Origin of the sequence: Streptomyces venezuelae (genome assembly GCF_008642295.1) — a bacterium.
Taxonomy (GTDB): domain Bacteria; phylum Actinomycetota; class Actinomycetes; order Streptomycetales; family Streptomycetaceae; genus Streptomyces; species Streptomyces venezuelae_C.
In genome coordinates this window covers 2,161,947-2,175,348 of the sequence record NZ_CP029190.1, presented here as the reverse complement: position 1 = coordinate 2,175,348, position 13,402 = coordinate 2,161,947, and the positions used below count along the sequence as shown (strand labels likewise).

The window sequence follows — 13,402 nt, the reverse complement described above, 5'->3', positions numbered from 1 at the left end:
GGAGGCCATTGCCGCAGAGGGAACCGCAAGGACCCAACGGCAATGGCCTTCTTCGTATGTGCACGAGGAGATCTCCATGAATCAGGGCGTGGACCCCCACACCGCTTCCGACGACAAGAGCGACCACGACAAGAAGGGCCGCCGCTTCATGCTGAAGCTGTCGGGCGAGGCCTTCTCCGGCGGCGGGGGGCTCGGTGTCGACCCCGACGTCGTCCACGCCATCGCGCGAGAGATCGCCGCGGTGGTCCGCGACGGCGCGGAGATCGCGGTCGTCATCGGCGGCGGCAACTTCTTCCGCGGCGCCGAGCTGCAGCAGCGCGGCATGGACCGGGCCCGCTCCGACTACATGGGCATGCTCGGCACCGTCATGAACTGCCTCGCCCTCCAGGACTTCCTGGAGAAGGAAGGCATCGACTCCCGCGTCCAGACCGCCATCACCATGGGCCAGGTCGCGGAGCCGTACATCCCGCTGCGGGCCGTACGGCACCTGGAGAAGGGCCGCGTCGTGATCTTCGGCGCGGGCATGGGCATGCCCTACTTCTCCACCGACACCACCGCCGCCCAGCGCGCGCTGGAAATCGACGCCGAGGCCCTGCTCATGGGCAAGAACGGCGTGGACGGGGTCTACGACTCCGACCCGAAGACCAACCCGGACGCCGTCAAGTTCGACGCGCTCGAATACGGCGAGGTGCTCTCCCGCGACCTCAAGGTCGCCGACGCCACCGCGATCACGCTCTGCCGTGACAACAAGCTGCCGATCCTCGTCTTCGAGCTGCTGACCGAGGGCAATATCGCCCGCGCGGTCAAGGGTGAGAAGATCGGCACGCTCGTGAGCGACCAGGGCACCCGGGCCTGAGCGCTCTGCCGGCCGGCTGCCGGCCGCCCGCCTGAACCATCCATATCTGACATGCAGGAGCACGTGGTGATCGAAGAAATCCTCCTCGAGGCCGAGGAGAAGATGGAGAAGGCCGTCGTGGTCGCCAAGGAGGACTTCGCCGCGATCCGCACCGGCCGTGCGCACCCGGCGATGTTCAACAAGATCGTGGCGGACTACTACGGTGCCATCACCCCCATCAACCAGCTCGCCTCGTTCTCGGTGCCCGAGCCGCGCATGGCCATCGTGACCCCGTTCGACAAGAGCGCGCTGCGCAACATCGAGCAGGCCATCCGCGACTCCGACCTGGGCGTCAACCCCAGCAACGACGGCAACATCATCCGGGTGACCTTCCCGGAGCTGACGCAGGACCGCCGCAAGGAGTACATCAAGGTCGCGCGGACCAAGGCCGAGGACTCCAAGGTCTCCATCCGCTCCGTCCGCCGCAAGGCGAAGGACGCCCTCGACAAGCTCGTCAAGGACAAGGAGTCCGGCGAGGACGAGGTGCGCCGCGCGGAGAAGGAGCTCGACGACACCACCGCGAAGTACGTCGCACAGGTGGACGAGCTGCTCAAGCACAAGGAAGCCGAGCTCCTCGAGGTCTGATGAACGACTCTCCCTGGGAGGCGGAGCCGGTTCCGGCAGGTCCCGCATATGATCGGGGGGCCGTCCTTCCGGACGGCCCCCCGTTCCGCGCCGACATGCCGCCGCAGGAGCCCATGGCCACGCCACCCCCACAGGCCCCGCAGGAGCCCCCGCCGCCGCCCAAGAAGCGCGCCGGGCGCGACCTGCGTGCCGCCATAGGCGTCGGCGTCGGCCTCGGCGCGGTCATCTTCGCCTCGCTGCTGATCGTCAAGGCGGTCTTCGTCGGCGTGATCGCCGTCGCCGTGGTCGTCGGCCTGTGGGAGCTGACCTCCCGGCTGCAGGAACGCAAGGGCATCAAGGCACCGCTGGTCCCGCTGGCCGTCGGCGGCGCCGCCATGGTCATCGCCGGTTACGTCCGGGGCGCCGAGGGCGCCTGGGTCGCCATGGCGCTGACCTCGCTGGCGGTGCTGGTGTGGCGGATGACGGAACCGCCCGATGACTACCTCAAGGACGTCACGGCGGGCGTCTTCGCGGCGTTCTACGTGCCCTTCCTGGCCACCTTCGTCGCCATGCTCCTCGCCGCCGACGACGGGGCACAGCGGGTGATCACCTTCCTGGTGCTCACGGTGGTCAGCGATACCGGGGCCTACGCGGTCGGCTGGCGCTTCGGCAAGAACAAGCTGGCTCCGCGGATCAGCCCCGGCAAGACCCGCGAGGGGCTGTTCGGCGCGATCGGCTTCGCCATGGTGGCCGGCGCACTGTGCATGCAGTTCCTGATCGACGGCGGCAGCTGGTGGCAGGGCCTGGTCCTGGGCCTGGCGGTCGCGGTCAGCGCCACCCTGGGTGACCTGGGTGAGTCGATGATCAAGCGGGACCTGGGCATCAAGGACATGGGCACCCTGCTCCCGGGCCATGGCGGAATCATGGACCGCCTGGACTCGCTGCTGCCGACCGCCCCGGTGGTCTGGCTGCTGCTGGCGGCCTTCGTCGGCACCGGCTGACCCCCGGGCCACGGCGCCACGCGGCGGCGCCGCACATCGGGCGCTGATCCGGCGCGGGCTGCGGGGCCGCGCGGCGGGCGCGTATCCTGAAAGGCGCGCCACTTTCGAGTGGCGCGCCTTTTCCGTTCCGACCCTTCGGGGACGGAACCCGTGAGGTCTCCTGGCTCCGGTCGAGCCACCAGTCCGCTCCGCCCCCGGCGGAGACGCGCCCAGGCCTCGTCGTATCTGAGGAGAACATCTCATGGCCCCCCGTCCCGTTCCCGGTGAGCTCACCTTCGTCGCGCCCCGCGGAGCGAAGAAGCCCCCGCTGCACCTGGCCGACCTCACCCCCGCCGAGCGGCGCGAGGCGGTCGGCGCGCTCGGGGAGCTCCCGTTCCGGGCCAAGCAGCTCTCCCAGCACTACTTCGCCCGGTACGCGTACGAGCCGGCGGAGTGGACCGACATCCCGGCGGGCGCCCGCGAGAAGCTGCGCGAGAACCTGCTCCCCGAGCTGATGACCGTGATCCGGCACATCTCCTGCGACGACGACACCACCCGCAAGACCCTGTGGAAGCTCCACGACGGCACCCTGGTGGAGTCCGTCCTGATGCGCTACCCGGACCGGGTCACCATGTGCATCTCCTCGCAGGCCGGCTGCGGCATGAACTGCCCGTTCTGCGCCACCGGCCAGGCCGGCCTGGACCGCAACCTGTCCACCGCGGAGATCGTCCACCAGATCGTCGACGGCATGCGCGCCCTGCGCGACGGCGAGGTCCCCGGCGGGCCGGCCCGCCTCTCCAACATCGTGTTCATGGGCATGGGCGAGCCGCTCGCCAACTACAACCGGGTGGTCGGCGCCATCCGCCGGCTCACCGACCCCGAGCCCGACGGCCTCGGCCTCTCCCAGCGCGGTATCACCGTCTCCACCGTCGGCCTGGTCCCGGCCATGGTGCGGTTCGCCGACGAGGGCTTCAAGTGCCGGCTCGCCGTCTCGCTGCACGCTCCCGACGACGAGCTGCGCGACACCCTGGTGCCGGTGAACACCCGCTGGAAGGTCCGCGAGGTCCTCGACGCGGCCTGGGAGTACGCCGAGAAGTCCGGCCGCCGTGTCTCCATCGAGTACGCCCTGATCCGCGACATCAACGACCAGGCCTGGCGGGGCGACCTGCTGGGCCGGCTGCTCAAGGGCAAGCGGGTCCACGTCAACCTGATCCCGCTGAACCCGACCCCGGGATCCAAGTGGACCGCCTCCCGTCCCGAGGACGAGCGCGCCTTCGTCCAGGCCATCGCCAACCACGGGGTCCCGGTGACCGTTCGTGACACCCGTGGCCAGGAGATCGACGGTGCCTGCGGCCAGCTCGCCGCGAGCGAGCGGTAGGGTGGCCCCCGTACATCTGCATATTCCGACAGGGGAGCGCCACAGCGCTGAGAGTGCGGCAACCGTCAGGCCGCAGACCCTCTGAACCTCGCCCAGGTCATTCTGGGTAGGAAGTTCGGTCACCACCTCAAGCTGTTGCGCCCTGCCCCGGGCCTCCCGCTCCCTGCGAGCGCCCGGGGCGGGGCCGCGTCTTCTCCTGGTCACTCCAGGAGGAATGTTCCGTGAGCACCACCAAGAAGATCGCGGGCACCGTGCTCGCCGCCGCGCTCGGCGTCGGCACGCTGACCGCCTGTGGCAGCGACGACACCAAGGACAAGGGTGCCGCCGCGAGCGGTGAGCCGAAGTCCAAGACCGTCACCCTCGTCAGCCACGACTCCTTCAACGCCTCCGAGGCGATCCTGAAGGAGTTCGAGAAGCAGACCGGCTACACGGTCAAGGTGGTCAAGAGCGGGGACGCGGGCGCCGCCCTCAACCAGGAGATCCTCACCAAGGGCAAGCCCCGCGGCGATGTCTTCTTCGGTGTCGACAACACCCTGCTGTCCCGCGCCCTCGACAACGGGATCTTCACCCCGTACGAGGCCAAGGGCCTGGCCGGGGTCGGTGCGGCCTACCAGCTCGACAAGGAGCACCGGGTCACCCCGGTCGACACCGCCGACATCTGCATCAACTACGACAAGAAGTACTTCGCGGACAAGAAGCTCGCCCCGCCGCAGACGCTGGACGACCTGATCAAGCCCGAGTACAAGAACCTCCTGGTCGCGGAGAACGCCGCGACCTCCTCCCCGGGCCTGGGCTTCCTGCTCGCCACCGTCGGCAAGTACGGCGAGCAGGGCTGGCAGGACTACTGGAGCAAGCTCAGGGCCAACGGCGTCGAGGTCGTCGACGGCTGGGAGCAGGCCTACAACGAGCGGTTCTCCGGCTCGGCGGGAGGCAAGAAGGCCAAGGGCGACCGTCCGCTGGTCGTCTCCTACGCTTCCAGCCCGCCGGTCGAGGTGCTGTACGCCGAGCCGCAGCCGGCCGAGGCCCCGACCGGTGTCTCCACCGGCACCTGCTTCCGCCAGATCGAGTTCGCCGGCCTGCTCAAGGGCGCCAAGAACGAGGCGGGCGGCAAGGCCCTGCTGGACTTCCTGATCAGCCGGGGCTTCCAGGAGGACATGCCGCTGAACATGTTCGTGAACCCGGTGGTCCAGGACGCGAAGCTGCCGGAGATCTTCACCAAGCACGGTGTGGTCATCGAGAAGCCGGAGACGGTCGCGCCGGACACGATCGCCAAGAACCGTGAGCAGTGGGTCAAGTCGTGGACCTCGCTCGTCGTGAAGTAGACAGCGACAACCGCGTGAGCCGTGTGAGCCGTGTGGGCCAGGTGGGCCGGGTGGGTCGCTTGCAGCGGCTCCGGCGCAACGGCACGGCCGTCAGGTTCGCCCTGATGGCCGTGCCCCTCGCCTTCTTCGCGCTGTTCTTCGGCTGGCCCGTGGCCTCCATCGTGGGCCGCGGGCTCAAGACCGACAGCGGCTGGCAGTTCGGGCAGATCGCCGAGGTGCTCGGCCGGCCCGACATCGCGGGCGTGCTCTGGTTCACCGCCTGGCAGGCCCTCGCCTCCACCGCGCTCACCCTGCTGCTCGCGCTCCCCGCCGCGTACGTCTTCGCGCGCTTCGAGTTCCCCGGCAAGCAGCTGCTGCGCGCGGTGGTCACCGTGCCGTTCGTGCTGCCCACCGTGGTGGTCGGCACCGCCTTCCTGGCCCTGGTCGGGCGGAACGGGCTGGCCGACGAGCTGTGGGGGGTGCGGCTGGACACCACCGTCTGGGCGATCCTGCTGGCGCATGTCTTCTTCAACTACGCCGTGGTCGTCCGCACCGTCGGCGGACTCTGGGCCCAGCTGGACCCGCGCCAGGAGGAGGCCGCCAGGGTGCTCGGGGCCGGCCGGTTCGCGGCCTGGCGGCAGGTGACCCTGCCCGCGCTCGCCCCGGCCGTGGGGGCCGCCGCGCTGATGGTGTTCCTGTTCACCTTCAGCTCCTTCGGCGTCGTACAGATCCTCGGCGGGCCCTCGTACGCCACCCTGGAGGTGGAGGTCTACCGGCAGACCGCGCAGCTGCTGGACCTCTCGACGGCCGCCGTGCTGACCCTGGTGCAGTTCGCCGCGGTCGGCATGATCCTCGCCATCCACGCCTGGACGGTACGCCGCCGGGAGACCGCACTGCGTCTGGTCGACCCTTCCGGTACGGCGCACCGGCCGCGCGGGCTCGCCCAGCGGGCGCTGCTCGGCGGGGTGCTGCTGACGATCGCGCTGCTGATCGTGCTGCCGCTGGGCGTCCTGGTGGAACGGTCCTTCGACGAGGCCGGCGGATACGGCCTCGGCTACTACCGGGCCCTGCAGGACGCCGGCGCCACCGGCACCTTCCTGGTGCCCCCGCTGGACGCGGTCGGGAACTCGCTCCGCTACGCGCTGGCCGCCACCGCCATCGCGCTGCTGATCGGCGGACTCGCAGCCGCCGCGCTGACCCGGCGGGCCGGGCCGTTCGTCCGCGGCTTCGACGCGCTGCTGATGCTGCCGCTCGGCGTGTCCGCGGTCACCGTCGGCTTCGGCTTCCTGATCACCCTGGACGAGCCGCCGCTGGACCTGCGGACCTCGTGGATCCTGGTCCCGCTGGCCCAGGCCCTGGTCGGCGTGCCCTTCGTCGTACGGACCATGCTGCCGGTGCTGCGGGCGGTGGACGCGCGGCTGCGGGAGGCCGCGGCGGTGCTCGGCGCCTCGCCCTGGCGGGCCTGGCGGGAGGTGGACCTGCCGCTGGTGCGGCGGGCCCTGCTGATCGCCGCCGGTTTCGCCTTCGCCGTCTCGCTGGGCGAGTTCGGGGCGACCGTCTTCATCGCCCGGCCCGACCACCCGACCCTGCCGGTGGCCGTGGCCCGGCTGCTGGGCAGGGCGGGCGAACTCAACTACGGCCAGGCGATGGCGCTGAGCACCATCCTGATGCTGGTGTGCGCGGTGTCCCTGCTCCTGCTGGAGCGGCTGCGGTCCGACAAGACCTCCGGAGAATTCTGATGCGCGGAATACTGGAACTCGAGGACGTTTCGGTCCGCTTCGGCGAGCGCGCCGTGGTCGACGCCGTGCACCTCGAGGTGGCCGAGCACGAGATCGTGTGCGTGCTCGGACCGAGCGGCAGCGGCAAGTCCACCCTGCTGCGGGTGGTGGCCGGGCTCCAGGAGGTCTCCGCGGGCCGGGTCCGGCTCGCCGGGGCCGACCAGTCGGGGGTCCCGGTGCACCGGCGCGGGGTCGGCCTGATGTTCCAGGACCACCAGCTGTTCCCGCACCGGGACGTCGGCGGGAACGTCGCCTTCGGTCTGCGCATGCAGGGCACCGCGCGCAGCGCCCGCGAGGCCCGGGTCGCGGAACTCCTGGACCTGGTCGGCCTGCCGGGCGCGGAACGGCGGGCGGTGGCCTCGCTCTCCGGCGGCGAACAGCAGCGGGTCGCCCTGGCCCGGGCCCTGGCCCCGTCGCCCCGGCTGCTGATGCTGGACGAGCCGCTGGGCCAGCTGGACCGGGGGCTGCGCGAACGCCTGGTGGTCGAACTGCGCTCGCTGTTCTCCCGGCTGGGCACCACCGTGCTGGCCGTCACCCACGACCAGGGCGAGGCCTTCGCCCTGGCCGACCGGGTGGTGGTGATGCGGGACGGCCGGATCGCCCAGGCCGGCTCCCCGCTGGAGGTCTGGCAGCGGCCGGCCTCCGAGTTCGTGGCCCGCTTCCTGGGCTTCGAGAACGTGGTCCCGGCCAGGGTGTCGGACGGGTCGGCGGACACCCCGTGGGGCCGGATCCCGGTCCCGGCCGGTACGGCGGAGGGGGAGTGCCGGCTGCTGGTGCGCCCGGCGGGCGTACGGCTGGGGGAGACGGGCCTGCGCTGCACGGTGCAGGCGCGGACGTTCCGCGGGACCCATGTGGCGGTGACGCTGCGGCCGGAGTCCGGGCCGGAACTGGAAGCGGAATGCGAACTGGCGGAGGCACCGGAGGTGGGCACGACCGTCTCGGTGGCCTTGGGCCCGACGGACCTGGTCTTCCTGCCGGCACGCTAGCGCCCGGCCCCGCGGGGGCCGGGGGCCGAGGTCAGCCGACCGGGACTCGGGTTGCCGGTTCCGGGGTCGGGGTCGGGGCCGTGGGCTGGTCGGGGGTGGGCTCGTGTTGGCCGAACCAGGCAACGGCCACCGCGCCGCCCACCGCCAGGGCGAAGCCCAGGATCGCCAGCCAGGCGAAGCCGGGCCGGGAGGCGTCGCCCAGCCAGAGCACGCCGATCGCGCCCGGCAGGACCGTCTCGCCGACCACCAGCGCGGCCGTCGCCCCGTTCACCGAGCCGATCTGCAGGGCCACCGTGTGCAGGTACATGCCGCCGGAGCCGGCGATCAGGATCGCGTACAGGGCCGGGTCGGCCAGCAGCGCGCCGAGGTCGAACGGGTCGACCCCGTCGAGGATGCGGACGCCCACGCCCAGCGCGCCGAAGCCCAGCCCGGAGAGCAGACCGGCGAGGATCGCGGCCCGCCCGCCGAGGAAGCGGACGGCGACCGTCCCGCCCACGATGATCAGTACGGTGACGGCCAGCAGCCACCAGTGGGTGGACCGCGCGGTGTGCCCGCTGCCCTCATGGCCCGCCGCGGTGGCCAGCAGCACCAGCGCGGTGCAGACCACCCCGATGGAGGTCCACTCCTTGCGGGTCAGCCGGATCCCCAGCATCTTCACGCTCAGCACCGCCGTGATCACCAGGTTCGCGCTGATCACCGTCTGGGACAGGAACAGCGGCAGCAGCCGCGCCGCCAGCGCGCCCAGTCCGAAGCCCACGAAGTCCAGGATGGTTCCGACGATGAACTCCCAGGTCATCGCCGCCTTTGCGGTGGACGACAGGTTCGGTCCGCCGTGCGCGGTCACCCCCGCGCCGGCCGGGTTCTCGCGGGCGGCCCGGCGGGAGCCCACGGCTTGCAGCACGGATCCCGTGCCGTAGCAGATGGACGCCGCAATGGCGGTGAGCAGGCCTATGAGCACTGAGCGCTCCGTTCACGTCTGGCAGGTTCTGCGTGTGCAACCACGTACCACTGCCAGACGTGAGAAAGGCCCCCGAAGTTGCCTGGAACGGTCAGCTCATTGCGGCGAGCGCATCCGGAACCTCGACCACCGACTCCACCAGCGCGATCCGCGACTCCATGGCACGGCCCGCGGCGAGCGACTGCAGCAGCGGCCAGGCGGGCAGCCGCTCGGTCCAGTGAGCCCGGTTGACCAGGACCATCGGGGTCGGCTCGCCGCGTGAGGAGTAGTAGTTGGGCGTGGCGTTGTCGAAGATCTCCTGCACCGTGCCGGCCGCGCCCGGCAGGAACACCACCGTTCCTAATCAGTGAGCAGGAGTGAGTCTTGGACCCAAGCCTGTGCACTGCGGACATCCCGAACGGTTTTGGATGTCCTGGTCTCCCGCTTTCGCTCTGTGTCTGGCTGCACGGATCGTGTCCGTGGTCCGGGAATACGAGGGCGGGTTCCCTCACGCCTCGGGGTGCCTGGTCGGGCCTGGACGGTCCGATGCCCCGCACGATCACTCCGGTCGTGCGGGGGCGGTGCCGTCCGTCGCCGGATCGGGTGCCCTTGGGCGCGTCGTCCGATCGCGATGCTCGCGGCATCGTGACGGGTAGTCTTTCGGTTCTTCGAGGTGAGGGGCTTCTGCCAGTGCTGGGCGCCCCAGCGGCTGGTGTAGGCCGGGTCCACGGCGATGATCGTGATACCGGTCTGGTCGGCCATTGAGGTCAGGCGGGCGCGGAGTTTTCCGGTGGGAATGCCGGAGATGATCTGTCGGAAGCGGCGCCGGCGGCCGTGCTTCTCGCGGGTCTTCTCGGCGGTGAAGTCCAGGTCCTCGACGGCGATGGCCTTCACGCCACAGGTCTTGGCCCAGTTCAGCAGGCGCGTCAGAGCGTGGCGGAGCTGGGCGTCGCGGTGGTCGGCGTTGCCCGACAGGTCGTAGGAGAAGCGGCGTGGCTGGCCGGTCGGGTTGCCGTGGGTGTCGAGGCGCCAGGCGGCGAGGTGGTCGGCGTTGGTGTCAACACCGATCACCCCGTCGGCCAGGGCGGACTTGATCGGGATGGTCTTCGTCGGGGCGTACTGCCAGGACGCGGTGATGTACCAGCGGCCACGGTCCGCATCGAAGTGGATGCGGTACGCGACGGCCCGGTTGGCTTCGATGCGGTCGGCCCACTCAGGGCCGCGGTGCGGGAAGGAGACCTTGCACGCGAGGACGTACCGGCCGTGCCGGGCGTTGGCCAGATGAGCCAGCGGGGCGGGCAGCTTGATCGACACCTCCCCATCCGGGGTGATGCGGATCGTTTCGTTGCCGAAGCGTTTCCCACTCTCGCCATCGGCGGCCAGGAACCAGCGTTCTGCCTCCCAGCGTTCCCGCCACTGCTCGGCGGTGAGCTGGGCGGCAGCCAGGTTGTGCCTGCCCCGGGCGAGCCGCTTGCCGCCCCGCACCACGCGCACGCGGCCGCGTCCACGGTCAGCGCGTTCGCGCTCCAGCCGGTCTTCGAGCACGCGCAGGCGGCGGGTCTTGTGGAACCACTCGCCCTCGCAACGGTAGCCGCCGGGGGCCTCCTTCGTGCCCTTCGCACCGATCGGCTGCGACAGACGGTGCGCGATCGTCTTGATCCCGGCTTCGAGATTCTGGATGTGCGCGAGCTGGCCGCGACGCGAGAGCGCCCACTGATCGTGAGTGGCTTTGGTGACAGCGCCGGCCCAGCGCGCCGACGACTCCGGCGTCAGCGAGCGTTTCCGCGCAGCCCACGTATCAGTTGAGTGCTCCAGACCATCCCGGCAGCGGGCCACGAGGTCCTTCGACGCAAGCGAACCCATGTGCGTGCCGACCAAACGAAGAACGTCCTCGTCCTCGGCCGTCAGGTGCCCCAGTCGGTCCCGGACCGCCACACCGGCCGGGCCGAGGGCCACGAACGACGGCGCGATCTCGCGGAGTGCGGAGTCAGCCATGCTCGGCGGCCTCCAACGCCTTGCGGGCACGGTTCTTCGCCGACCGGCGGCCATACACGCGGGCGCAGAACGACGTCAGCACCTCCACCATGTCACGCACCAGGTCGTCTTCGACCTCGCCGTCATCCAGGACGACGAGACGGCGGCCGTGTGCGGACAGGGCAGCCTCGACGAGTTCGACGTTCATGCGGCCGAGCCGGTCCTTGTGCTCCACGACCACGCAGATCACGTCCGGATCGGCCAGCAGGCGACGGACCTTGCTGCGACTGCCGTTCATACCCGAGCCGATCTCGCACTCGACCCGGACGACTTTGCCGCCCGCCTTGGCCGCCCACGCAGACAACCGGGCCAACTGCCGCTCCAGATCGCCCTTCTGGTCGTGCGAGGAGACGCGGGCATACAGCCCCAGGCCGCCCACCGCTCCCGGAGCGGCGCTGGCCTCGACGTTCACCAGGATCGTGCGCGGCCCGACCCGCTGAGCCGGTACCGGCAACGTCCCCTCACGGAACCAGCGATACGCGGTCTGAGGATGCACGCCCTGCGTCTTCGCCCATTCCGTCAGATTCACACTCTGACAACGACACCCACTCATACATGGTTACGCTCACTTACTCGACCTCAAGGGCCAGCAGGTGAAGACCCCGTCAGCGGGTCAGGGCGGCGGCCGTCAGCTGTGCCACACCCCAGCTGAGCGGGGCACAGACGGTCAGCAGGGCGGTGGCCCGCAGACCGGCGGCGGTCCGCAGCACCCGGCCCGGGGTACCGAGGCCGAGCAGGGTCTGCCGGGTCTGTGCCCGGGCCTGCCGTGCCTCGACCGCCGCGGTGAGCAGGGTGGCCGCGACGCAGCCGGCCACCAGTGCGGTGGCCGGGCCGGTGAGCGGGCCGAGCGACAGCGGGAGGCCGCCGCGGTCGCGCAGGGCCAGCGCGGTGAATCCGGCGACGGCCACCGCGCAGAGCAGGCCGAGCGGGCCGCCGACCCGGCCGGCCTCCTCCTGCAGCCCGCGCCCGGCGAGCAGCCGCAGGGCACCGGGGCGGGCCGACTGGACCAGCGCCCCGCAGGCGTAGGTGAGCGCGGGCCCGGCCAGGGCCAGTCCGAGGGCGGTCAGCGACCAGCCGGCGAGCAGTCCCGCGGTGTCCCGGCCGGCGTACGCCTCGACGGCGAGGCCGCAGGCGGTCAGCGCGACCCCCCAGGGCAGGCTCGCCTGCACCGGCCGCGGTGCACGCGGCCTCAGCGCCACTGCGACGGCGGCCGAACCGGCCAGCGGCACCACGGCCAGCAGGGTGAGCGAGGCCGCCACCGGCAGCGGCAGGTCCGCGTGCAGCAGCTCGGCCCCGGCCCCGTCGAAGGGCAGCCCGGTGACGTCCCCGCGCAGGTGGAGGAAGACGGCGAGGGCGATGACGCTGCCCAGGGTGCAGGCCACGGCGGTGGAAATCGCCGCGACCAGACTGAGCCGTACGGGTCCCAGCCCGGCCGCGGACATCCCGTCCCGGGGCCGGGTCGCCGGGTCGGTCCGGGCCACCGCGACCGCGAGCCGCACCGTCACGGCGAGCGGCACCAGCGCCCACAGCAGCCGGGGGAACGATCCGGCGGGGTGCGCGGTGGCTTCCGCGAGGACGGACAGCAGCAGGAGGCCGGTGCCGGCCGAGGCGGCGGCGACCAGCAGTCTGCGCAGCTGGACCAGCGGGCGGGAGCCGCGGGCTAGGCGGAGAGCGAGCACTCGGCGCGGCCCTCCGGGGTGTCGGAACCGGGCGGTCCGGGAGTGTGGTCCGGGCCTGAGGGCACGGCGGCTCCGGCGGTGCGGCCGTCCAGCAGTTCGAGGGTGCGGTCGGCGGCGGCCACGGTCTCGGGGTCCTGGGTGGCGATCAGCACGGTGATGGAGTGGGACCGGGCGGCGGTGGTCAGGGTGCGGAGCAGCCGGGCGCGCTCGGCCCGGTGCAGCGGCGCGGTCGGCTCGTCGGCGAAGATCACCGAGGGTTCGTTGACCAGGGCCCGGGCCAGGGCGGTGCGCTGGGACTCGGCCCGGGTCAGGGCCCGGGGCCGCTTCCGGGCGAAGCCGCCGATGTCGAGCCGGTCCAGCCATTCGAGGGCGGTGCGCTTGGCGGTGCGGTGCGGGGTGCCGGAGATCAGCAGCGGCAGGGCGGCGTTCTCCCACACGGTCAGCTCGGGCAGCAGCAGGGGTTCCGGCCCGATCCAGCCGAACCGGTCCCGGCGCAGCCGCTCCCGGGCCAGCGGGCCCAGGGTGTGCACGGGCACGCTGTTGAACCACACCTCGCCCTGGTCCGGCAGCAACTGCCCGGACAGGCAGCGGAGCAGGGTGGTTTTCCCGCAGCCCCGCGGGCCGGTCACGGCGAGGATCTCGCCCTCGCGGACCCCGGCGGAGACGCCGATCAGGCCGGGTGAGCCACTGTGGGAATAGTGCAGGGAACGTGCCCACAGGACGTCATTATCCGGTGGGGCGTTGTCCGGTGGAGCCACCATGGCGTACACCTCCGTCCGGGGGAACGAAGCGGAGCCCGTTCGGTCACTCGCGCCGTAAAGAGATGTAAAGAGATGAAACGCTTGACTGCCGACAGCACACGGCCCGGAC

Annotated in this window: 12 protein-coding genes, 1 pseudogene and 1 riboswitch; of the genes and pseudogenes, 7 read left to right on the top strand and 6 right to left on the bottom strand. The window is 71.4% G+C overall.

The features are described from left to right. Nucleotides 1-76: 76 nt before the first annotated feature. The 7 genes from pyrH to DEJ50_RS09340 all read left to right on the top strand — a co-directional run bounded on the left by pyrH (nucleotide 77) and on the right by DEJ50_RS09340 (nucleotide 7,882). Nucleotides 77-856: a UMP kinase gene (gene pyrH / locus DEJ50_RS09370; protein WP_150207110.1), complete on the top strand. Its 780-nt coding sequence runs from the start codon at nucleotides 77-79 to the stop codon at nucleotides 854-856. Nucleotides 857-922: 66 nt separating this feature from the next. Next, nucleotides 923-1,480 carry a ribosome recycling factor gene (frr, locus tag DEJ50_RS09365; protein WP_150212018.1) on the top strand — a complete coding sequence of 186 codons (558 nt, stop codon included), beginning with the start codon at nucleotides 923-925 and terminating at the stop codon, nucleotides 1,478-1,480. Beyond that, complete coding sequence (locus DEJ50_RS09360; RefSeq protein ID WP_150207109.1) at nucleotides 1,480-2,460, top strand: phosphatidate cytidylyltransferase; 981 nt, start codon at nucleotides 1,480-1,482, stop codon at nucleotides 2,458-2,460. The genes frr and DEJ50_RS09360 overlap by 1 nt, the downstream gene beginning before the upstream one ends. 241 nt (nucleotides 2,461-2,701) lie before the next feature. Further along, nucleotides 2,702-3,817: a 23S rRNA (adenine(2503)-C(2))-methyltransferase RlmN gene (gene rlmN, locus DEJ50_RS09355; RefSeq protein ID WP_150207108.1), complete on the top strand. Its 1,116-nt coding sequence runs from the start codon at nucleotides 2,702-2,704 to the stop codon at nucleotides 3,815-3,817. A 20-nt stretch (nucleotides 3,818-3,837) separates the two neighbouring features. Further along, nucleotides 3,838-3,948, top strand: a riboswitch (TPP riboswitch). 90 nt (nucleotides 3,949-4,038) lie between these two features. Further along, on the top strand, nucleotides 4,039-5,139 hold the full coding sequence (locus DEJ50_RS09350; RefSeq protein WP_150207107.1) for a thiamine ABC transporter substrate binding subunit: 1,101 nt from the start codon (nucleotides 4,039-4,041) through the stop codon (nucleotides 5,137-5,139). Nucleotides 5,140-5,243: 104 nt separating this feature from the next. Then, nucleotides 5,244-6,857: an ABC transporter permease gene (locus DEJ50_RS09345; RefSeq protein ID WP_150212017.1), complete on the top strand. Its 1,614-nt coding sequence runs from the start codon at nucleotides 5,244-5,246 to the stop codon at nucleotides 6,855-6,857. Next, nucleotides 6,857-7,882: an ABC transporter ATP-binding protein gene (locus DEJ50_RS09340; RefSeq protein ID WP_190344383.1), complete on the top strand. Its 1,026-nt coding sequence runs from the start codon at nucleotides 6,857-6,859 to the stop codon at nucleotides 7,880-7,882. The genes DEJ50_RS09345 and DEJ50_RS09340 overlap by 1 nt, the downstream gene beginning before the upstream one ends. Before the next feature lie 31 nt (nucleotides 7,883-7,913). Here the strand turns inward: DEJ50_RS09340 and DEJ50_RS09335 are convergent, their stop codons facing one another. From DEJ50_RS09335 to DEJ50_RS09310, 6 genes and pseudogenes are all read right to left on the bottom strand, one after another. Beyond that, on the bottom strand, nucleotides 7,914-8,840 hold the full coding sequence (locus DEJ50_RS09335; RefSeq protein WP_150207106.1) for a hypothetical protein: 927 nt from the start codon (nucleotides 8,838-8,840) through the stop codon (nucleotides 7,914-7,916). Between the two features lie 91 nt (nucleotides 8,841-8,931). Continuing rightward, nucleotides 8,932-9,174 (bottom strand): annotated as a pseudogene (locus tag DEJ50_RS09330) (Rossmann fold nucleotide-binding protein); the annotation flags it as partial. 5 nt (nucleotides 9,175-9,179) lie between these two features. Continuing rightward, nucleotides 9,180-10,814: an IS200/IS605 family element transposase accessory protein TnpB gene (locus tag DEJ50_RS09325; RefSeq protein WP_150207105.1), complete on the bottom strand. Its 1,635-nt coding sequence runs from the start codon at nucleotides 10,812-10,814 to the stop codon at nucleotides 9,180-9,182. Next, nucleotides 10,807-11,382: an IS607 family transposase gene (locus DEJ50_RS09320; RefSeq protein ID WP_150207104.1), complete on the bottom strand. Its 576-nt coding sequence runs from the start codon at nucleotides 11,380-11,382 to the stop codon at nucleotides 10,807-10,809. Before DEJ50_RS09320 ends, DEJ50_RS09325 begins: the two co-directional genes overlap by 8 nt. A 76-nt stretch (nucleotides 11,383-11,458) precedes the next feature. After that, entirely contained in the window at nucleotides 11,459-12,532 is a 1,074-nt protein-coding gene (locus DEJ50_RS09315; RefSeq protein WP_150207103.1) for a hypothetical protein, read from the bottom strand. Next, nucleotides 12,514-13,293: an ABC transporter ATP-binding protein gene (locus DEJ50_RS09310; RefSeq protein ID WP_150207102.1), complete on the bottom strand. Its 780-nt coding sequence runs from the start codon at nucleotides 13,291-13,293 to the stop codon at nucleotides 12,514-12,516. The genes DEJ50_RS09315 and DEJ50_RS09310 overlap by 19 nt, the downstream gene beginning before the upstream one ends. Nucleotides 13,294-13,402 lie beyond the last annotated feature (109 nt).